The organism is Streptomyces sp. CB02009 (assembly GCF_001905825.1).
In the GTDB taxonomy this organism is placed as follows: Bacteria; Actinomycetota; Actinomycetes; order Streptomycetales; family Streptomycetaceae; genus Streptomyces.
Map to the genome: position 1 here is coordinate 586,935 of NZ_LIVV01000004.1, position 19,340 is coordinate 606,274.

General features: G+C 73.2%; 19 protein-coding genes. 6 read left to right on the plus strand and 13 right to left on the minus strand.

Going from position 1 to position 19,340, the window contains the following annotated elements; genetic code table 11:
• The 3 genes from pip to AMK27_RS19030 form a co-directional block, all read right to left on the minus strand.
• Positions 1-963 carry a prolyl aminopeptidase gene (pip, locus tag AMK27_RS19020; protein ID WP_073909066.1) on the minus strand — a complete coding sequence of 321 codons (963 nt, stop codon included), beginning with the start codon at positions 961-963 and terminating at the stop codon, positions 1-3.
• 10 nt (positions 964-973) lie between these two features.
• Entirely contained in the window at positions 974-1,546 is a 573-nt protein-coding gene (locus tag AMK27_RS19025; RefSeq protein ID WP_073909070.1) for an RBBP9/YdeN family alpha/beta hydrolase, read from the minus strand.
• Between the two features lie 489 nt (positions 1,547-2,035).
• Positions 2,036-4,306, minus strand: coding sequence for an ATP-binding cassette domain-containing protein (locus AMK27_RS19030; protein ID WP_073909074.1), 2,271 nt, complete (start codon positions 4,304-4,306; stop codon positions 2,036-2,038).
• 131 nt (positions 4,307-4,437) lie between these two features.
• Between AMK27_RS19030 and AMK27_RS19035 the strand changes: the two genes are divergently transcribed.
• A complete protein-coding gene (locus AMK27_RS19035) occupies positions 4,438-5,217 on the plus strand; it encodes a TetR/AcrR family transcriptional regulator C-terminal domain-containing protein (protein ID WP_073909078.1) in 780 nt (259 codons plus the stop codon).
• Between the two features lie 123 nt (positions 5,218-5,340).
• Here AMK27_RS19035 and AMK27_RS19040 read toward each other — a convergent pair whose 3' ends face one another.
• Complete coding sequence (locus tag AMK27_RS19040; RefSeq protein ID WP_073909081.1) at positions 5,341-5,976, minus strand: TetR/AcrR family transcriptional regulator; 636 nt, start codon at positions 5,974-5,976, stop codon at positions 5,341-5,343.
• 196 nt (positions 5,977-6,172) lie between these two features.
• Between AMK27_RS19040 and wrbA the strand changes: the two genes are divergently transcribed.
• Positions 6,173-6,781, plus strand: coding sequence for an NAD(P)H:quinone oxidoreductase (gene wrbA / locus AMK27_RS19045; RefSeq protein ID WP_073909085.1), 609 nt, complete (start codon positions 6,173-6,175; stop codon positions 6,779-6,781).
• 104 nt (positions 6,782-6,885) lie between these two features.
• On the opposite strand, the gene AMK27_RS19050 is transcribed toward wrbA, so the two are convergent.
• Both AMK27_RS19050 and AMK27_RS19055 read right to left on the minus strand, forming a co-directional pair.
• Positions 6,886-7,173, minus strand: a complete 288-nt coding sequence (locus AMK27_RS19050) for a metal-sensitive transcriptional regulator (protein ID WP_030318196.1) — start codon at positions 7,171-7,173, stop codon at positions 6,886-6,888.
• 79 nt (positions 7,174-7,252) lie between these two features.
• Positions 7,253-7,999 carry a TetR/AcrR family transcriptional regulator gene (locus tag AMK27_RS19055; protein WP_073909089.1) on the minus strand — a complete coding sequence of 249 codons (747 nt, stop codon included), beginning with the start codon at positions 7,997-7,999 and terminating at the stop codon, positions 7,253-7,255.
• Between the two features lie 63 nt (positions 8,000-8,062).
• On the opposite strand from AMK27_RS19055, the gene AMK27_RS19060 reads away from it, so the two are divergent.
• Complete coding sequence (locus AMK27_RS19060; protein WP_079188506.1) at positions 8,063-9,691, plus strand: MFS transporter; 1,629 nt, start codon at positions 8,063-8,065, stop codon at positions 9,689-9,691.
• Between the two features lie 94 nt (positions 9,692-9,785).
• Here AMK27_RS19060 and AMK27_RS19065 read toward each other — a convergent pair whose 3' ends face one another.
• Positions 9,786-10,334 (minus strand): GNAT family N-acetyltransferase, encoded by a 549-nt coding sequence (locus AMK27_RS19065; RefSeq protein WP_073909092.1) that lies wholly within the window; start codon positions 10,332-10,334, stop codon positions 9,786-9,788.
• 60 nt (positions 10,335-10,394) lie between these two features.
• Positions 10,395-10,811 carry a YciI family protein gene (locus AMK27_RS19070; protein WP_073909096.1) on the minus strand — a complete coding sequence of 139 codons (417 nt, stop codon included), beginning with the start codon at positions 10,809-10,811 and terminating at the stop codon, positions 10,395-10,397.
• A 149-nt stretch (positions 10,812-10,960) separates the two neighbouring features.
• Between AMK27_RS19070 and AMK27_RS19075 the strand changes: the two genes are divergently transcribed.
• A complete protein-coding gene (locus AMK27_RS19075; protein ID WP_073909100.1) occupies positions 10,961-11,590 on the plus strand; it encodes a MarC family protein in 630 nt (209 codons plus the stop codon).
• Between the two features lie 87 nt (positions 11,591-11,677).
• Here AMK27_RS19075 and AMK27_RS19080 read toward each other — a convergent pair whose 3' ends face one another.
• Together AMK27_RS19080 and AMK27_RS19085 are read right to left on the minus strand one after the other, a co-directional pair.
• Positions 11,678-12,889: a winged helix DNA-binding domain-containing protein gene (locus tag AMK27_RS19080; protein ID WP_073909104.1), complete on the minus strand. Its 1,212-nt coding sequence runs from the start codon at positions 12,887-12,889 to the stop codon at positions 11,678-11,680.
• Positions 12,890-12,905: 16 nt separating this feature from the next.
• Entirely contained in the window at positions 12,906-13,739 is an 834-nt protein-coding gene (locus AMK27_RS19085) for an alpha/beta fold hydrolase (RefSeq protein ID WP_073909109.1), read from the minus strand.
• A 253-nt stretch (positions 13,740-13,992) separates the two neighbouring features.
• Here AMK27_RS19085 and AMK27_RS19090 point away from each other — a divergent pair, with 253 nt between their 5' ends.
• Complete coding sequence (locus AMK27_RS19090; protein ID WP_073909112.1) at positions 13,993-14,841, plus strand: helix-turn-helix transcriptional regulator; 849 nt, start codon at positions 13,993-13,995, stop codon at positions 14,839-14,841.
• Positions 14,842-14,916: 75 nt separating this feature from the next.
• On the opposite strand, the gene AMK27_RS19095 is transcribed toward AMK27_RS19090, so the two are convergent.
• From AMK27_RS19095 to AMK27_RS19105, 3 genes are read right to left on the minus strand one after another with little or no spacing between them, the layout of a single operon-like run.
• Entirely contained in the window at positions 14,917-15,975 is a 1,059-nt protein-coding gene (locus AMK27_RS19095) for an aldo/keto reductase (protein ID WP_073909115.1), read from the minus strand.
• A 9-nt stretch (positions 15,976-15,984) separates the two neighbouring features.
• Positions 15,985-16,962, minus strand: coding sequence for an alpha/beta fold hydrolase (locus tag AMK27_RS19100; RefSeq protein ID WP_073909118.1), 978 nt, complete (start codon positions 16,960-16,962; stop codon positions 15,985-15,987).
• 14 nt (positions 16,963-16,976) lie between these two features.
• The gene (locus tag AMK27_RS19105) at positions 16,977-17,951 is read right to left on the minus strand and encodes an ArsR/SmtB family transcription factor (RefSeq protein WP_079188526.1); all 975 of its coding nucleotides are present in this window, start codon (positions 17,949-17,951) and stop codon (positions 16,977-16,979) included.
• Positions 17,952-18,134: 183 nt separating this feature from the next.
• Between AMK27_RS19105 and AMK27_RS19110 the strand changes: the two genes are divergently transcribed.
• Positions 18,135-19,328 (plus strand): MFS transporter, encoded by a 1,194-nt coding sequence (locus AMK27_RS19110; RefSeq protein ID WP_241847540.1) that lies wholly within the window; start codon positions 18,135-18,137, stop codon positions 19,326-19,328.
• Positions 19,329-19,340 lie beyond the last annotated feature (12 nt).

A 19,340-nucleotide genomic window follows, 5' to 3' on the forward strand; every position in this document is an offset into this window, starting at 1 on the left:
TCAGCGGCCGCCCCGGGCCGGCGGGAGCCCCTTCGCGAAGCGGTCGAGGGCGGCGAGGATCAGCTCCCCCGTCTCCTTCCCGCCCAGGTGGCCGGCGGTCTCGACCACGTACAGCTCGGCGTCCGGCCAGGCCCGGGACAGCTCCCAGGCGGTGCCCAGCGGACCGCCCATGTCGAGCCTGCCGTGGATCAGGACACCGGGGATGCCGGCCAGCCGGTGGGCGTCCCGGATCAGGGCCCCCTCCTCCAGCCACGCGCCGTGCGCGAAGTAGTGCGCGCAGATCCGTACGAAGCCGAGCCGGGTGTCGTCGACCCGGTCGGTGTACGGGGTGCCCTGGCCCTCCAGCGACAGGACCGCGTCCTCCCAGGCGCACCAGTCGGCGGCGGCCCGCTCCCGGACGGCCCGGTCCGGATGCTCCAGGAGGGCGGCGTAGGCGCCGACCAGGTCCTCCGCGTGGCCCGCCCCCGCCCGGAACCGCTCGTGGGCCTCGGGGAAGAACCGCCCGACCCCCTCGTACAGCCAGGCCGTCTCGGAACGCCGGGTCGTCGTCACCGCCGCGATCACGATCTCCGTGACCCGCTCCGGGTACGCCTCCGCGTACGCCAGGATCAGGGTGGAACCCCAGGACCCGCCGTACAGCAGCCAGCGGTCGATCCCCAGGTGCTCGCGCAGCCGCTCCATGTCGGCGACCAGGTGCGCGGTGGTGTTCACCCCCATGTCGGCGGCCGGGTCGCTCGCGTGCGGGGTGGACCGGCCGCAGCCGCGCTGGTCGAAGAGGACCAGGCGGTACGCCTCCGGGTCGAAGAAGCGGCGGCTGCGGGGCGAGGAGCCGGAACCCGGGCCGCCGTGGACGACGAGCGCGGCCCGGCCCTCCGGGTTGCCGGAGACCTCCCAGTGGACGTGGTTCCCGTCGCCCACGTCGAGCAGGCCCTGGTCGTACGGTGCGGTGTGGTCGGAGTACATCCGACCGACCCTAATGACCCTTGATCCGCACCGCGGGGTCCTCGCACCACTCCAGGAGCGAGGGCCAGTCCCCGTAACCGGAGCCCGGGTTGAGGTGCGCCCCGCCCGGTACGTGGTCCATGTCGAGGCCCAGCGGGCGGCCGTAGTGCAGATCGGCGCCCTCCGGGCAGTACGGGTCGCCGTCGCCGTACACGAGACGCGCGTCGAGCCCGGCCTCCGCCAGGTCGAGCCCGTCGGCGAAGGCGGCGATCTCGGGGATCCCGGCGGTGACGGGGGGCGAGGGCGGGGCGACGAGCAGCACCCGGTCGGCGGCCGGCCGGCGGGCGCCGGCCCGCAGCCAGAGCAGCACGGACAGGCTGTGCGCGAGCACGACGAACTCGCCCCGGGCGGGGCGCGCGCCGTGCTCGTCCAGCGCGGCGAGCCAGTCTTCGAGCACGGGGGCGTCGGGCTCGGGCAGCTGCGGGTACCGCACGTCGTGACCGCGGTCCCGGAGCTGCTGGGCGAGCCGGTGCTGCCAGTGCTCGGGGGGCCGGCGGTTCTGGAAACCGTGCAGGATGAGGAAGGTCTTGGACGGGTCGCTCATACGACGATGCTGCGCGCGCCCCGGATCAAGAATCCACCCGATCCCAAGGACTGGACACCCTTACGCGACGGCCGAGGCCCTGACCCTGACCCCGCCCCGTTGTGGGCATTCGTTCCGCTGGGGCGGAACGGGTGGGCACAACGGAACGGCGCCCGTTGCCGGGCCTAGGCTTCCGCGCCCTGACCCGCACCCTGTTCGCGCCGAGGTAGGGGTGCGGGTCCAGGCGCAAGGGGCGGAGGCGCCGCGAGAGGGCGCCGTCCCGTGTGCCCACCCGTCCCGCCCCAGCGGGACGATTGCCCACACGGGCGGGGTGGCGGGGGCGGTGGGCGCCGCCCATACGGGCGGTGGGTGGCGCGAGCGCGGCCCAAGGCGGCGAGGGTGCGGGTCGTGCGGCGAGGCGGCGGCGGGCCGCGCAGTGCCGCGCCCCGCGGTTCGGGGCCCAGGGCGTCGGGTGCGGCCCGCGCCGCGCGGTGGCCCGTACCCGGGGTGTCAGGCGTTCACGTACTCCTTGAGGTGGCGGGCCGTCAGGGTGTCCGACTTCGCCACCAGTTCCGCCGGCGTCCCCTCGAACACCACCCGCCCCCCGTCGTGCCCCGCCCCCGGCCCCAGGTCGATCAGCCAGTCCGCGTGGGCCATCACCGCCTGGTGGTGTTCGATCACGACGACCGTGTTGCCGGCCTCGACGAGGCGGTCGAGGAGGGCGAGGAGCTTGTCGACGTCGGCCAGGTGGAGTCCGGTGGTGGGCTCGTCGAGGACGTACACCGCCCCCTTCTCCGCCATGTGGATCGCCAGCTTCAGCCGCTGCCGCTCACCGCCCGAGAGCGTGTTCAGCGGCTGCCCGAGCCGCAGGTAGCCGAGGCCGACGTCCTTGAGGCGGCCGAGGATCGTGCGGGCCTGGCTCTTGGCCGTGAAGAACTCGTACGCCTCCTCGATCGACAGCGACAGGACCTCGTGGATGTTCTTCCCGTCGAGCCGGTACGTGAGGACCTCGGGGGTGAACCTCTTCCCCTCGCACTCCTCGCAGACCGACGCGACGCCCGCCGCGATGGCGAGGTCGGTGTAGACGAGCCCGAGGCCGTTGCAGCGCGGGCACGCCCCCTCGGAGTTGGCGCTGAAGAGGGCGGGCTTGACGCCGTTGGCCTTGGCGAAGGCCGTACGGATCGGCCCGAGGAGCCCGGTGTACGTCGCCGGGTTCGAGCGGCGCGAGCCCCGGATGGGGGACTGGTCGGCGACGACGACGCCCTCGCGGCCCGGCAGGTTGCCGTGGATGAGGGAGGACTTGCCGGAGCCCGCCACGCCCGTGACGACGGTCAGGACCCCGGCCGGGATCTCGACGCTCACGTCCTTGAGGTTGTGCTGCGTGGCGCCGGTGATGCTCAGCGCGCCGCTGGGGACGCGTACCTCGGTGCGGAGCTTCGCCCGGTGCGCGAGGTGGTTCCCGGTGAGGGTGCCGGAGGTGCGCAGTCCGGGAACGTTTCCGCTGTAGCAGATCTCGCCGCCCGCGGTCCCGGCCCGCGGGCCGAGGTCGACGACGTGGTCGGCGATCTCGATGACCTCGGGCTTGTGCTCGACGACGAGGACGGTGTTGCCCTTGTCGCGCAGCCGCAGCAGCAGGTCGTTCATGCGCCGCACGTCGTGCGGGTGGAGTCCGGTGGTCGGCTCGTCGAAGACGTACGTGACGTCGGTGAGCGGGGAGCCGAGGTGGCGCACCATCTTCACGCGCTGCGCCTCGCCGCCGGAGAGCGTGCCGGAGGACCGGTCGAGGGAGAGGTAGCCGAGGCCGATCTCGACGAGCGAGTCGAGGAGTTCGCGCAGGCCGGCCAGGAGCGGAGCGACGGAGGGGTCCTCGATCCGGCGGACGAAGGACGCGAGGTCGCTGATCTGCATCGCCGAGCACTCGGCGATGTTGACCCCGTCGATACGGGAGGACAGCGCGGCCCGGGTGAGCCGGGCGCCCTCGCACTCGGGGCAGGTCCGGAAGCCGACGGCCCGGTCGACGAAGGCGCGGATGTGGGCCTGCATGGCCTCCCGGTCCTTGGAGAGGACGGTCCGCTGGAGCTTCACCACGAGGCCCTCGTAGGTGAAGTTGTTGGTGCCGACCTTCACCTTGCAGGACGGCTTGTGGAGGAAGTCCTCCCACTCCTGGTCGGTGAAGTCCGCGAGCTTCTTGTCGGGGTCGTAGAAGCCGGAGTGGGCCATGATCTGCCACATCCAGGAGTCGACGGCGTAGCCCGGCACGGTGATGGCGCCCTCGTTGAGGGACTTGGTGCGGTCGACGAGTTCGTCGACGTCGATGTCGGAGATCTGGCCGGTGCCCTCGCAGCGCGGGCACATGCCCTCGGGCAGGTTGAAGCTGAAGGCGCCCGAGGTGCCGACGTGGGGGGTGCCGAGGCGGCTGAAGACGATCCGCAGCATCGTGTAGGCGTCGGTGGCGGTGCCCACGGTGGAGCGGGAGTTGGCGCCCATCCGCTCCTGGTCGACGACGATCGCGGCGCTCAGGTTGTGCAGCCCGTCGACGTCGGGGCGGGCGAGCGACGGCATGAAGGACTGCAGGAAGGCGCTGTAGGTCTCGTTGATCAGGCGCTGCGACTCGGCGGCGATGGTGCCGAAGACGAGGGAGGACTTCCCGGAGCCGGAGACTCCGGTGAAGACGGTGAGGCGGCGCTTGGGGAGGTCGACGTCGACGTTCCTGAGGTTGTTCTCCCTGGCCCCGCGGACCTGGATGACGTGGTGGCTGTCCGCTGCGACGGGGTGGTTCATCGTGCGCCCTCCGATGGTCGTCCTGTGTGCTGGGGAAGCGTACTCTATACAACGTACAAAGTAAGCGGGCAACTATTCTGACCTGCGAGAACGTCAAGGACATACGGAACGCGACGAGGGACGGCGGCGACATGGCGGGAGCGAAGGGGAAGAGCAGCAGTGGCGCGGGCGACCCGGCGCGCACCCTGGAGCTCCTGTGGCGCGACGGCTCGGCCGCCCCGGCGGGGCGCCGCGGCCCGCGGCAGGGCCTCACCGTCGACGCGGTCGTCGACGCGGCCCTCGCCCTCGCGGACGCCGGCGGGCTGGACGCGCTGACCATGCGCGCGGTGGCCCAGCACCTCGGGGTGACCCCGATGACGCTCTACACGTACGTCCCCGGCAAGGCCGAGCTGCTCGACCTCATGCTGGACGCCGTCTTCCTGCGCATGGACCGGCCGCGGTTCCGCCCGGAGGGGTCCTGGCGGGACCACGTCACCGCGGTCGCGGACGCGAACCGCGCCCTGCACCTGAGCCACCCGTGGCTGGTCGAACTGCGCATCGTGCGCGCCCCGCTGGGACCCGGCGTGATGACCAAGTACGAGTACGAGCTCGGCGCCTTCGAGGGCCTGGGCCTCGACGACGTGGCCAGGGACTCGGCGCTGACGTACGTCCTCGGCTTCGTGCAGTCCGGCGCCCGGGCGGAACTGGACGCGCGGGCCGTGGAGCGGGAGAGCGCCATGTCGGACGGGGAGTGGTGGGACGCCCACGAACCGCTGCTGGCGCGGGCGTTGGACGAGTCCCGGTTCCCGCTCGCGAGCCGGGTGGGGGAGGCGGCGGCGATCGCCTACGACGGCCTGTACGACGCGGAACACGCGTACCGCTTCGGCCTGGAGCGGGTGCTGGACGGCCTGGCGGTTCTGGGCGGTATCTGACCCGGGGGCGGGGGCGGGGGTGGGGGTCCGGGGCGGTGGGGCCTGCGGTCGCCGGTCCGGGGCCGGTAGGGCCTGCGGTCGTCGGTGCGGGGCCGGTAGGGCCTGCGGTCGTCGGTGCGGGGCTCAGGCCCGCAGCCGGAGCAGCTCCCGTACGCCCGCCTTGAGGCGGTCCGCCGACAGTTCCTGCTCGACCGCCAGGTGGTGCATCACGTCCGGCGAGAACGGAGCGAGCAGCATGTGCGCGAGGAGCGTGCTGTCGGAGCCGGGCCGCAGCCGCCCGATCAGCAGGGCCACATGCGTGTGCATCACGCGGTACGCGCCGCTGTGGTAGCGGGCGCGGGGCGCGGCGGAGTGCGCGGCGAGCAGGATCTCGCGCTGCTCGCCGACCCGGTCGACGAGCGCATCGAGGAAGGCGTCGAGCCGGGCGTCGGCCGGGGCGCCGGGACCGAGCGGCGGCGGGCCGCTCATGTACGCCTCCTGGAACTGGCGCTCGCGGTCGTCGAGCAGCGCCCACAGCAGCTGGGAGACATCGCCGAAGCGGCGGTAGACCGTGCCGACGCCTATGCCGCTGGCGTGCGCGACCTGGTTCATGGTGACGGCCTCGGGGCCGTCCTCGCTGACGATCCGGGCGGCGGCGTCGAGGATCTTGCGCCGGTTCCTGGCGGCGTCGGCGCGCTCCGGTGCGGGGGTTCCGACAGTGGGGAGGAGGCCGAGCAGGGGTGCCGCCGTGCCTCCGGCCCGCGGGATCTCGGTGCTCATCTGCCGACTCCTGTTCCTGGTGCGCCGCCCGTGCGCCCTGTTGCGCGCTGTGTCGCGCTGTTTGTCTTCTCGCGCCCCGTCTCCCCGTTCCGGTAGCCCTCGCTGTGAGCATACCTGTCCCTCTTGCAAAGCGGATAGCGATCCGTTTAGTCTCGTTCCATAGAAACGGAAACTGATCCGCTTGAGGGAGATCGCCATGTCCGTGAAGGTCGCCGTCGTCTACTACTCGGCCACGGGTGCCGTCCACCAGCTCGCCCAGGCGGTCGCCGAGGGTGCCGAGAAGGCCGGCGCCGAGGTGCGGCTGCGCCGGGTGCCCGAGCTCGCCCCGGACGCCGCCATCGACTCGAACCCGGCCTGGCGCGCCCACGTGGACGCCACCGGTGACGTGGAGGTCGCCACGCTCGAGGACCTGGAGTGGGCGGACGCGTACGCGTTCGGCTCCCCGACCCGTTTCGGCAACGTGGCCGCGCAGCTGAAGCAGTACATCGACACCTCGGGCGGCCTCTGGCAGCGGGGCGTCATGGCGGACAAGCCCGCGACCGCCTTCACCAGCGCCCACAACCTGCACGGCGGCAACGAGTCGACGCTGCTCGCGCTCTACAACACCTTCCACCACTGGGGCTCGGTCATCGTCTCCCCCGGCTTCACGGACCCGGCGGTCTACGCGGCCGGCGGCAACCCGTACGGCACCGCCCACCCGGGTGCGAACGGCGCGCCGGAGGAGAACGTCCTGCAGGCCGCCCGCTACCAGGGCCGCCGTCTGACGACGATCGCGAAGCGCCTCAAGGGCCTCGCGACCGACTGACCGCGCCGAAGGGCGTTGCCGCGGTCGCCGAGGACGTCGCCGCAGAAAGACGTGCCCCCGGGGGAGACCCCCCGGGGGCACGTCCGTGTCTCGATGGATCGCGGTCAGGCCAGCGACAGGAAGAGCTTCTCCAGGCGGGCGCGCATCGCGTCACGGTCCTCGCCGTTGCGGCGGGCGTCCTCGACATCGGTCAGGCACTGCTGGAGGCCGGTCGCGATGATCGCGAACCCGGCCCGGTCGAGGGCCCGGGAGGCGGCGGCCAGCTGGGTCACGACCTCCTCGCAGTCACGGCCTTCCTCGATCATCCGGATCACGCCGGAGATCTGGCCCTGAGCCCGGCGGAGCCGGTTCAGCACCGACTTCAGCTCGGCACCGGCGAGATCCAGTTCCACAGCAACTCCTCTTCGATACCCCAGGGGGTAATTTACTCCCCGCGCGGGGTTCCGTCGAAGACCAAGGATGACACCTGCGTCAGATTGCGGTCGTGGACGAGGGCGTGGACGAGGGCACGGGGGCGTACCGCCGGAGGAACATCTCGACCCCGTCGACGACCAGGCGATCGCCCAGTTCCTCGCCGAGCTCCGTCCCGTGCTGCTCGAACACCATCTGCGGGAAGACCAACAGCGAGTAGAGCTGGAGGACGGCGACCTCCAGGTCGGGGATGTCGAGGAGGCCCCGGTCCGCGAGGGTGCGCAGGGCGTTCGTGACGGCGGGGTGGTGGCCGGCCGGGCCGTGCGCGCGCCAGGCGCGGCCCAGCTCGGGGAAGCGGTGCACCTCGGTGGCGACGAGGGTGCGCAGGGCGCGCCCCTCGGTGTCGGCGCGCAGGGCGCGGCCCCAGGCGCGGCCGGCGTCGGTGAGGGCGGCCTTGAGCGCGTCGGGCCCGTCGGCCTCGACGAGCCGCGCGAGATCGGGCACGTCGCTGCGGCCGCCCTGCGTGCCCTGTGTCTCCTGCTCGCTCCGCCCGCTCCGTCCGCCGTCGCCGAGCGGCTCGTCCAGGCCGCCCGCGACGACGGCGGTGAAGAGGGCTTCCTTGCTGCCGAAGTGGTTGTAGACGGTCACCTTGGAGACGCCGGCCTCGGCGGCGATGGCGTCCATGCCGACGCCGAACCCCTCGCGGAGGAAGAGGTCGCGGGCGGCCCGGACGATCGCCTGCCGCTTGCGGGCGGCGCGGGGGCCGGTGGGGGCGGGCTTGGCGGCCGGTGCGGGCTGGGCGTCCATGGCCTCACCCTACCCAGAAACTGTACTCTTGAGTTCAACTGTACTGTGCCGTACAGTTCAGTTATGCCCACCGACTCCGCCGTACCCTCCCCTGCCCACGACCGGGCGCACGGAGCCCACGCTCAAGCGGCCCGCGCCCACGAGGGTCAGGCCCATGGGGCCCACGCCCACGACCGCCCGCACCCCGACCCACGCCGCTGGAAGGTCCTGGCCCTGATCTGCGCGGCCCAGTTCATGCTGGTCCTCGACGTGACCGTGGTGAACGTCGCGCTGCCCGTGCTCGCCACCGACCTCGACCTCGGGCGCACCGCCCTGACCTGGGTCGTCACCGCGTACACCCTCTGCTTCGGCGGGCTGATGCTCCTGGGCGGACGGCTCTCCGACGCCCTCGGCGCCCGCCGGATCCTCCTCGTCGGCCTCGCCCTCTTCACCGCCGCGTCCCTCGCCTGCGGCCTCGCGCCGAACGCCGGCGTCCTGCTCGGCGGCCGGATCGCCCAGGGCGTCGGCGCCGCACTGCTCTCCCCGGCGGCGCTCGCCCTGGTCACGACGGTGTTCCACGGCCCGGAACGGGCGAAGGCACTGGGCGTCTGGGCGGCCGTCGGCGGTACGGGATCGGCGGTGGGCGTCCTGCTCGGCGGCGCCCTCACCTCGGGTCCGGGCTGGCCGTGGATCTTCTACGTCAACGTCCCGGTGGGCCTCGCGGTCCTGGCGACCCTGCCGAGGTTCGTACCCGCTGCTCCCACGACACCGGCGACCGCCACGCCCACCACGAGCACCACGACTGACACGCCCACCACGACCGCCACGCCCACCACGACTGCCACGAGCACCACCGCACCCGCGGCGGCGGAGCCCGCGCGGCGAGGTGGCCGCGGTCTGGACGTCCCCGGCGCCCTCCTCGTCACGACGGCGACCGGCGCACTCGTCTACGGCCTGGTCACGGCGGGCGACTCCGGCTGGACGTCGACGGCGACGCTGCTGCCCCTCCTGGGCGCGCTCGTCCTCTACGGGGCCTTCGCGGCGACCGAGCGGAGGACCCGCGTCCCGCTGATGGACCCGCGGATGTTCACCCGGCGACCGGTCGTCGTGGGTTCGCTCCTCATGCTGGTCGCGACGGCGCTGCTGATCTCGTTCTTCTTCCTGGGCTCCCTGCACCTGCAGCACGTCCACCACCTCGACGCCCTCCGCACCGGCCTGCTGTTCCTCCCGGTGGCGCTCACCACGGCGATCGGCGCCCACCTGGGCTCCCGCCTGGTGAGCACGGCCGGCCCGCGCGTCTGCGCGACGGGCGGCCTCGCGGTCGCGGCCCTCGGCTGCCTCCCCCTGGTCTTCGCCGACCCCGCGTCCGGCCCGTGGACCACGCTGCTCCCGTCCCTGGCGACGGCGTCGCTCGGCCTCGGGGCGGTCTTCGTCACGGCGACGACCACAGTCCTGGGCCTCATCGCCCCGCGGGAAGCGGGCCTCGCCGCCGGCATCGTGAACACCTTCCACGAACTGGGCGGCTCGATCGGCGTCGCGCTCGCCTCCACCCTCGCCCTGACCGCCACGGCCGCCCCGGCCCCCACCCCGGCCGGCCTGACCGCCGCGTACACCCTCTGCACCCTCACGGCGGCACCCGCGGCCCTGGCGTCCCCGCTGCTGATCCCGAAAGGCCGCCCGCACCTGACGGGCGGCCCGCACGGAATGCACTGACCTCCGGTTCAGCGCCGCCCCGGGCCCCAGGCCGGGCCCGAATGCAGCGCCGCCCCGAATCCAGCAGCGCCTCCGGTTCAGCGCCGCCCCGGGATCAGAGCGGCGCCAGGACCATCAGGACCTCGTCCCGGTCGTCCCCGGGTGCCAGCCGGAGCGCCCCGGGCCAGCGCCCGACCTCACGCCACCCGAGCCGCCCGTAGAACGTCTCCAGACCGACGCCGCCGCGCGCGGCGAGCCGGAGCTGCTCCAGTCCCATCTCGTCGCGCGCGATCTCCCGTACCCGGCGCACGAGGGCGGCCCCGATCCCCCGCCCGCGCAGACCCGTCCGGGTCTGGACGTGGTGGAGCGTCCCCCAGTGCGCGACGAGCCGGACGTCGTCGCGGCGGACGTTCAGCCATCCGACGAGCTCGTCGTCGATCGACGCGACGAGCAGCCGGCTCGCCCGTGGGCCGAGGCCCGCGACGAGGGAGTCGACCGCCGGTCCGGCCAGGTGGGCGTCGATCGGCGGGAAGGGGAAGCCCGCCGCCCCACCCGCGTTGGTCACCTCGATCCAGCAGTCGACGAGTGCGTTCCGCAGCTCCGGGGAGACGTCCTCGGGAGCCGTGAACTGTCGGAGGGAGAGGGGTAGGGGTCGGGTATCCACGCGGCCGATCCTCGCACCCGGCACGGACAGTGCCGGGTGCGAGGACGCGGGATCGCGCGGTCAGTCCTGGGTCGGGCCCGTCGCGTCGACCGGGCGGATGACCACCGCGTACTCCGGGGCGCCGGCCGGCTGCGGGCAGCGGGCGACCTGGGCGGCGATCTCCGTCACGCGCTCCAGGGACGCGCAGTCGAGGAGCCAGTAGCCGGCGACGACCTCCTTGGTCTCCGCGTAGGGGCCGTCGGTGACGACCGGCCTGCCGTCGCCGTCCACCGTCACGAAGCGGGTCGTGGACGGGGACGCGAGGCCCTGGGCGTCGACCATCTCGCCCTTCGCCGCCAGCTCCTCGTTGATCGCGTTCATGTGCGCGAACATCGCCTTGAGGTCCGACTTGTTCCAGGCGGGGCTGCTGTCGGTGGCGTTGCCCGCCATGGCCTCGTAGTCGGCCTGACTGCCCTGCACCATCACCAGGTACTTCATGACGTCCTCCTCGCTCCTCGTCTGCGTTCTCGGCTTTCCGGGCGGACCGCCTCTCGCAGGACAGTCGGAGCGGCGGACCGGTTCTCGACACCGCGCCCGCGCCGGCCGGAAAAACGGGAGAAATCACCCGCCCGCACCATGATTCCGGTGTGAACGCCTTCAGCTACTCCGCCGCCTTCATCACCTTCTTCTCCGTCGTCGGCCCCCCGAAGGTCCTCCTCGCCTTCGCCGGCCTCGCCCAGGTCCATCCCGTGAGCCAGATGCGGACCATCGCCCTCCTGTCGTCCGGCGCGGCCGTCCTCGTCGGCCTGGTCATGGGCATCACGGCCCCGTGGCTGCTGAACGTCTTCCACATCAGCACCGCGGCCCTCCAGCTCGCGGGCGGCGTCATCTTCTTCATCTACGCCGTCGGGCTCGTGCTCGGTCTCCACCTCGGCTCCAACACCACCCACCAGGACTCCCCCGACCTGGTCAGCGGCGTACGCGAGCTGCTCATGCCGTACGTGGTGAGCCCGCTCGCCATGACGGCCGTGCTCATCGAGGCGGCCGCCCGCGACTCCTTCAGCTGGCGCTCGACGGTCGTCGGCGCGTACGTGTCCGTCATCGCGCTCGACCTGATCTGCGTCCTGCTGCTCGCCCGCGTCCTGCGGCGCACCCACCACGCCACGATCGAGCTCCTCGGCCGCCTGCTCGGCCTGCTGCTCGCGGCCGTCGGCGTGGACCTGGTCCTGGACGGCCTCTCGGAACTGGGCGTCCCGGGCCTGAACCTGCGCAAGTGACCGGACCGGACCGAGGGGAGCGGACCGATCCGGGCCGAGGGGAGCGGACCGATCCGGGCCGAGGGGAGCGGGTACGGGGTGCAGGGCTCAGGCCCCCAACTCCCGCTCCAGCGGCGTTCGGAACCGCGGTGTCACCCGTACGTCCCCGATCCACCCGGCGAGCCGTTCCGCCTCCGCCTCGATCGCCCGCCCGGCCCCCGCGCCCACGTCCGCCAGGAGCCGGTGGACGATCTCGCCGTCCGGGCGCTGCGCCCAGCCGCCGACGATCCGGCCGTCCCACCACACCGTCGGCCCGATGTTCCCGCTGCGGTCGTACAGCGCCGCCCGGTGCTCCGGGTCCAGGTACCAGTCGCGCGCCTGCCAGCCCATCGCCGTCGGATCGAGCGCGGGCAGCAGCGCCGCCCACGGCTCGGGTACCGACGCCCCTTCGGCCACGGGGTCGAGGTCGTCCGGCAGGACGAAGCCGGTCCCCTCGCCGAGGGTCACCGACCGCGCGCCGACGGCGGCGAGCGCCCCCCGCACGTCCGTCACCTTCCACCCCGTCCACCACTTCAGATCCGCCTCGGTGGCGGGCCCGCAGGCCCGCAGCCACCGCTGGATCAGCTCGGCCCGCGCCGCGGCCGGATCGAGCTGATCCACCGGTGGCTGCCCGGACGCCGGACCGGCGGGGCGCGCCCAGCGGAACCGGCTGGACGTCCAGGTGCCCTGGGGCCGGCCCCGTACGATCCGCCCCGCCATGCCGAGCACGCGCAGCACCTGGCTGGCGACGGACTGGACGCCTTCCTGCCGCGTGCCCTTCCCGTACAGATACGTGGATCTCAACGCCGGTACGGCCCTGCCGAGTTCGGCCCCGGTCGCCTCGCCCCGCACGCCCAGCTCGGCGAGGACGAGCCGCTCGGTCTCCGCGAGCCACGCTGCGTCGAAGTCACTGCCGGCCGCCAAGTGCTGGACGAGCGTGCCCCGTTCGCGGACGGCGGCCGGGTCCGTCGTCGAGGTCTGGACGGCGGGGGCGAGCGCGGCGGGGAGGACGAAGACCGTGTGCCGCATGCCGTGCATCCGGACCAGCGACCGGTCCTCGTACAGGGCCCGCTCGAGGTCCGCCACGGGCCCGGCGCTCCCGGCCAGCCGCGCTCCCACGGCGAGGAACACGCTCGCCGGGTCGGTCCCGTGCAGGGCGACCAGGGACCCCGCGACCTCCTCCGCCGATCCGGCCCGCGCACTTCCGGCCAGCAGATGCCGCACCCCGAGCCGCGCCCTGCGCTCGGCGGCGCCGATCGTCCTCGTCCTCGTCTCACCCATGCGGCCAAGCATGGCCTCACACACCGACCGGGACGAGGAAATCCGTCACGGTCTCCACGAACTCGTCCTCCTTCTCGAAGAAGACGACATGGCCGGCGTCGATCTCCGCGTACGTGCTGCCGCCGATCGCCGCGTGCAGCTCCCGGCTGTTCTCCACCGGGACGGTGGCGTCCTGCGCGCAGCCCACGACCAGCGTCGGCGCCGTGATCCGCGGCAGCAGCGCCCGGATGTCGACCTCCAGGTCGAGCGCCACGTGCCGCAGGGTGCCCGGGGTGGGCGGCATGTTCGGGATGAGCGCCTCGACGCCCTCGCGGCCGACGGAGTTGAGGAACCCGCGGCTGAACCCGGTCATCGTGACGCTCCGCCCGAAACCGGCCGGGTCGAACTCGCCGAGCCGCTGCCAGAGCGTGAACAGGTTCCGCAGGTACTCGTCGCCCCCGGTGTACGCCCATCCGGCGACCAGGACGAGCCGGTGGACCAGGTCGGGGCGGAGGGCGGCGACCGCCGCCGAGACCGGGGAGCCCATGGAGAAGCCGAGCAGGTCGACGGGCCCGGTGCCCGCGTCCTCGATCACCGCGATCACCTGCGCGGCGAGCGACTCGACGGTCAGCGGACCGCCGTCGTCGACGGTCCGGTCGGCACCCGACAGGTCCAGGGTGATGACCGTACGGCCTGCGGCGAAACGCGGCGCGGTGCCAACCCAGTTGACGACGGCGCCACCGGATCCGGTGCCGTGGACGAGGAGCAGCGCGGGCCCGTCGCCCGAGCCCTCGACGTCGTAGCGGACGAGGGCGTCGCCGACGGCGACGATGCCGCTGGTGCTGGTGGTTACGGCGGTGGCGGTGGACATGAGGATGCTCCAGGGAGGCTCGGGACGGGGTGTGTGTCGTTGTTGACCGACACCCCGAACTCTGCCGCCCGCCGGAAGCGGGCGGGAGAGCCCTTCCGACCCTGGGACCGGCAGTCCCTGGATGGCCCCGGGGAGACGTGCGACGGTGGAGCCCGGCCTGCCGGAGGGCCCGCGGAGACGCGTACGGATCGAGCCCGGCTGCCGGAAGACCCCTGGGACGTGCTGGGCGGAGGCCCGGAAGGATGATGACCGCATGACGACGATCGACCGCCGCGAACTCGCCGACTTCCTCCGCCGTACCCGCGACCGGGTCCGTCCGCAGGACGCGGGTCTCCCGGTCGGACCCAGGCGCCGTACGCCCGGGCTGCGCCGCGAGGAGGTCGCCCAGCTGGCCGGGATGTCCGCCGACTACTACATCCGCCTGGAGCAGGCCCCCGGCCCGCAGCCCTCGCCGCAGATGCTCGCCGCGCTCGCCCGCGCGCTGCGGCTCGACACCGACGAGCGCGACCACCTGCACCTTCTGGCGGGCCACCGCCCGCCGGCGGGCCCCATGGCCGGCGACCACGTCTCGCCCGGCCTGCTGCACCTCCTCGACCAGCTGCGGACGACGCCCGCACAGGTCCTGAGCGACCTGGGGGACGTACTCGCGCAGAACGACATGGCCCGCGCGCTGCTCGGCGGGGTGTGCACGGTGTCGGAGCACGGCCGGAACGTGGTGTGGCGCTGGTTCGCCGACCCGGAGGCCCGGACGGCGTACCCGGCCGAGGAGCACGCGTACCAGAGTCGCCTCCATGTCGCTGATCTGCGCGCGGCGTTCGGCCGCCGCTCGGGCGATCCGGCGGTGACCCGGCTGGTGGAGCGGCTGCGCGGGGCGAGCGAGGAGTTCGCGGAGCTGTGGGAGCGGCACGAGGTGGCGGTCCGCCGGCACAACCGGATGCGGGTCATGCACCCGGTGATCGGACCGGTGGACCTGGACTGCCAGGTGCTGCTCGCCCCGGAGGGCGAGCAGCGGCTCGTCCTGTTCACCCCGCCGCCGGGCACGGACGCGGGGGAGCGGCTCGCGCTGCTGGGTGTGGTGGGCACGGAGCAGTTCACGAAGTGATGGTGGAGTGGAACGACGGATCAGTCGGCGGCGGATCCCGCTGACTGATCTCGTCGTACCGGCCGGCGAGGAACGCTACCCGGCCGCCCGCTCCTCCAACGGCCTCCGTCGCAGCGCCGGCTGGGTGAGGAACGGCGGCTGCCAGGCGCCGTCCGCGCGGTAGAGGTCCGTGCCCGGCGGCACGATCGCGTCGATCCGGTCCAGGACCTCGTCCGTGAGGACGACGGGCGCGCCCTTCAGCAGCCCCTCCAGCTGCTCCATCGTCCGCGGCCCGATGATGACGGAGGTCACGGCCGGGTGCGCGGCGGCGAAGGCGAGGGCGAGCTCGGGCAGGGAGCAGCCCATCTCGTCGGCGAGGGCGACGAACTCCTCGACGGCGTCGAGCTTGGCGGCGTTGCCGGGGATCGTGGGGTCGAAGCGGTGCGGGGTGAGCGCGGCGCGCCCGCGGGTCAGATCGATCGGCTGCCCCTTGCGGTACGAGCCGCTGAGGAAGCCGGAGGCGAGCGGGGACCAGGTCAGGACGCCCATCCCGTAGCGCTGGGCGACGGGCAGGACGGAGGCCTCGATCCCCCGCGCGAGCAGCGAGTACGGCGGCTGCTCGGAGCGGAAGCGGCGCAGGCCGCGCCGTTCGGCGACGGCGTGCGCCTCGACGATCTGCTCGGCGGGGAAGGTGGAGCAGCCGAACGCCCGGATCTTGCCCTGGCCGACGAGGTCACCGAGGACGTCGAGGGTCTCCTCGATGTCCGTGCGGTGGTCGGGGCGGTGGACCTGGTAGAGGTCGATCCAGTCGGTGCCGAGCCGTTTGAGGCTGTTCTCCACGGCCCGGGTGATCCAACGGCGGGAGAGGCCGCCCCGGTTGGGGCCCTCGCCGCCGACGGGGAAGTACACCTTGGTGGCGAGGACGGTCGCCTCCCGCCGGCTGGAGTCGCGCAGGGCCTTGCCGACGATCTCCTCGGACTCGCCCGAGGAGTACATGTCGGCGGTGTCCACGAAGTTGATGCCCTGGTCGAGGGCGGCATGGATGACGCGTACGGAGTCCGCGTGGTCAGGATTGCCGACGGCTCCGAACATCATCGTGCCGAGGCAGTACGTACTTACTTCGAACCCGGTCCCGCCGAGTACCCGATAGCGCATGCGCGCACTCTAGGAAGTGGAGTGCACTCCAAGGCAAGCGTCTGTGTGCCGAGCGCAGGCGGAGCCGCCGTCCGCGAGGAAGTCGACGATCAGCCGGTGGAGGACGCCGGGCTGCTCCAGGTGTACGTCGTGGCCGGTGCCGGGCAGGCTGGTGCCGTGCAGCGCCGGCTGCCGGCGGACCATCTCCGCGTACTCCTCGGCACCGATGATCCCGCCGTGTTCGCCCTGGCCGAGGACCACGAGGGTGGGGCAGGCGAGGGCGGTCCACTCGTCCCAGAAGGCGCGGGTGGCGTTCTCGTCGAGGGACCGGACCATGACCTCGGGGTCGAAGCGTGGCCACAGCCCGTCGGCGCGCTCCTCGAGCCCGGCCGCCCAGCCCTCGCCCACGGCGTCGGTGCCGCCGCCGAGGTAGGCGACGGCCGCCGCGCGGGAGGGGAACGGCACCGGCCAGGCCCGCAGCCAGCCGCCGATCTGCTCCTGGACGCCGGGCTTCGCGCCGTCGGGCCCGGCCTCGACGAGGACGAGAGCGCGCGGCAGCTCGGGGTGGGCGGCGGCGGTGAGGAGAGCGGTGCTGCCGCCCAAGGACTGTCCAATCAACACGGGCCGTTCGAGACCGAGTTGTTCGATGACGGCGACGGCGTCGGCGACGTACGCGGCCCGCGAGACGTCTCCGTCGGAGGGGTTCCGGTCGCTGCCGCCGTGCCCGCGCTGGTCGAGGGCGACGACACGGTGGCCGGAGTCCCGGAGCAGCCGGGCCGTCGCGTCCCACTCCCCGGCGTGCCCGGCGAGCCCGTGGAGCAGAAGGACGTCACCCCGGAAGCCACCCTGGTCCCCCCGGAAGCCCCCCTGCTCGCCCCGGTCACTCTGTTCGCCCCGGTCACTCTGCTCACCCGGCTCGCCCGGCCGGCCCCAGTCGCGACACGAGAGCCGCACGCCGTCACGGACCACGAACCGCTCTGACCAGGAGGGACTGGAGGAAGATGTCATCCCTCCATGATCCCTTACGGGTTCAGGAGCTGATCGGCGACGGCCGTACGGGCGTAGAGGACGGAGCGTCCGCTGCGGTGGGCGGTGACGAGGCCGGCGTTGCGCAGGGCGATGAGGTGCTGGGAGACGCCGGCGGCGGACAGGCCGCAGTGGGAGGCGAGTTGGGTGGTCGACGCGGGGGTGTCGAGCTCGGTGAGCAGCAGCGTGCGGGAACGCCCGAGGACGGCGGCGACGGCCTCGGTGGCGTCGGCGGTACGGGGTTCCCACACGGCGCCGAAACCGCGGGCCGGGTAGGCGAGTTGAGGCGGGTCGGGGTGGACGGACCGGGTGAGGACCCGGGGCCAGGCGAACACGGAGGGGACCAGCAGCAGCCCGGACCCGGCCTGGTCGCGGCTGAGCGCGCAGTGCCGCCGTACGAGCCGCAGGGTGCCGTCGTCCCACCGCACGGTCTCGTGGAGCTCGCTCAGCACCCGCGCCGAACCGTGCTCGGCGACCTGCCGGGCCCGATGGAAGACGTCGGCCTCCAGGACGTGCTGGATCCGGGCCCAGTACGGGGCGAGGGCGAGCTCCCAGTAGGCCTCGATCTCGTCGACGACCTTGCGGAGAACGGCGGGAGGGTCGTCGTGCAGCAGCCTGATCCGGTCGCGGTGTTCACCTCCCGCCAAGGTGCGGAGATCGTCCCGGACCTGCTCGGCGGGCGTACGGAGAACGGCGTCGAGCTCGGTGCCGAGGGTGGGGAAGGGGCCGCCCGGGGTGGGGTTGAGGAAGTCGGCGAGGTAGCCGTGGGCGGGCACGAGCGCGGCGAGCCACCCGCGATCGAGCCCGGCCCGCACGATCCGGGGCCGGACCTGGGAGACCCAGCGCCGATGGGGCCCGGAGTCGGGACGACCGACGAGGACGCGGTAGCTGGTGACGACCTCCCACATGGGGGAGACGGCGAAACGGGTCTGGGCGAGGTCGGCGGCGGAGAAGCTGAGCCCGGATTCCAAGAGGTCCACGTCCTAGAGTCGGCGGAGTCGGCTGGTGCGGCGGGTGCGCCTGGACCGGCAGGTCCAACGGGTCCAACGGGTCCAGCAGGTCCAACAGGTCGAGCGGAGTCAGACCCACCCCCATTGGATTCGGCCACAGCTTAATCAATGGAGACGGAGACGCGGCGGGGGCAATCTCGGCGCATGCCCCCACTCACTGCCTCCTCGCCCGTCCCGTCCTCGTTCCGCGACCTGCCGTCCGTCGTGTGGACGATCTTCGCGGGAACGATCGTCAACCGGCTCGGCTACCTCGTGACGCCGTTCCTGGTCTTCTTCCTGGCCGCGCGCGGAGTGACGGGAGCGGAGACCTCGTACGTCCTGGGCGCCCTGGGCGCGGGCAACCTCCTGGGCCCGGCCGTCGGCGGCATCCTGGCCGACCGGATCGGGCGCCGCCCGACGATGCTGATCGGCCTGATCGGGGCGTCGGCGGCGCAGGGCGCGCTGTTCCTGGCCCCCGGCGTGTGGACGATGGCGGCGGCGGCGCTGCTGATCAGCGCGGCGGGCAGCACGGTGTCGCCGGCGGCGTACGCGCTGCTCGCGGACGCGGTGGACAGCGAGCGGCGCCGCCGCGCGTACGCCTTGTTCGGCTGGGGGGTGAACATCGGCACGGCGGTGGCGGGAGTCCTCGGCGGCTACCTGGCCGCGCGGGGCTACTGGCTGCTCTTCGTGGTGGACGCGGGGTCGATGCTGGCGTACGCGCTGGTGGTGGCGGTCCGCCTGAAGGACCCCAAGGGCGCGAGGACCACGGACGACCAGGTCGGGGAGGCCCAGGAGAAGAAGGACGGCATCGGCTACGGAGTGGTCTTCCGGGACCGCCTGGCCCTGCTCCTGCTGCCGCTCTTCGGAGTGCAGCTCTTCGTGTACTCGCTGACCGAGGTGGCGCTGCCGCTCGCGGTCCACGACAGCGGCCTGTCGCCGGCGGTGTACGGGGCGATGGCGGCGGTCAACGCGATCCTGGTGGTGGCGCTGCAGCCGTTCGCGACGGCGCGGCTGTCGAGGTTCCCGCAGCTGGCGGTGCAGGGCGCGGGCGGCACGCTGATCGCGGGCGGAGTGGCACTGACCGGACTGGCGGACGGCGTCGTCGGCTACACGGTGTCGGTCGTGGTCTGGTCCCTGGGCGAGGTGGTGGTGGCGGGCATCGCCGCGGGCGTGGTCGCCAACCTGGCCCCGGCCCACGCACGGGGCCGCTACCAGGGCGCCTTCAGCTGGACGTGGGGCCTCGCGCGCTTCGCGGCGCTGACGCTGGGGGTGGCGATGTACACGAGCTGGGTCCGTCGGCGCTGTGGTGGACGGCCCTGGTGGCGGGCACCGCCGCGGCGGTGGCCACGGCGGCGCTGACGGCGAGGGTGA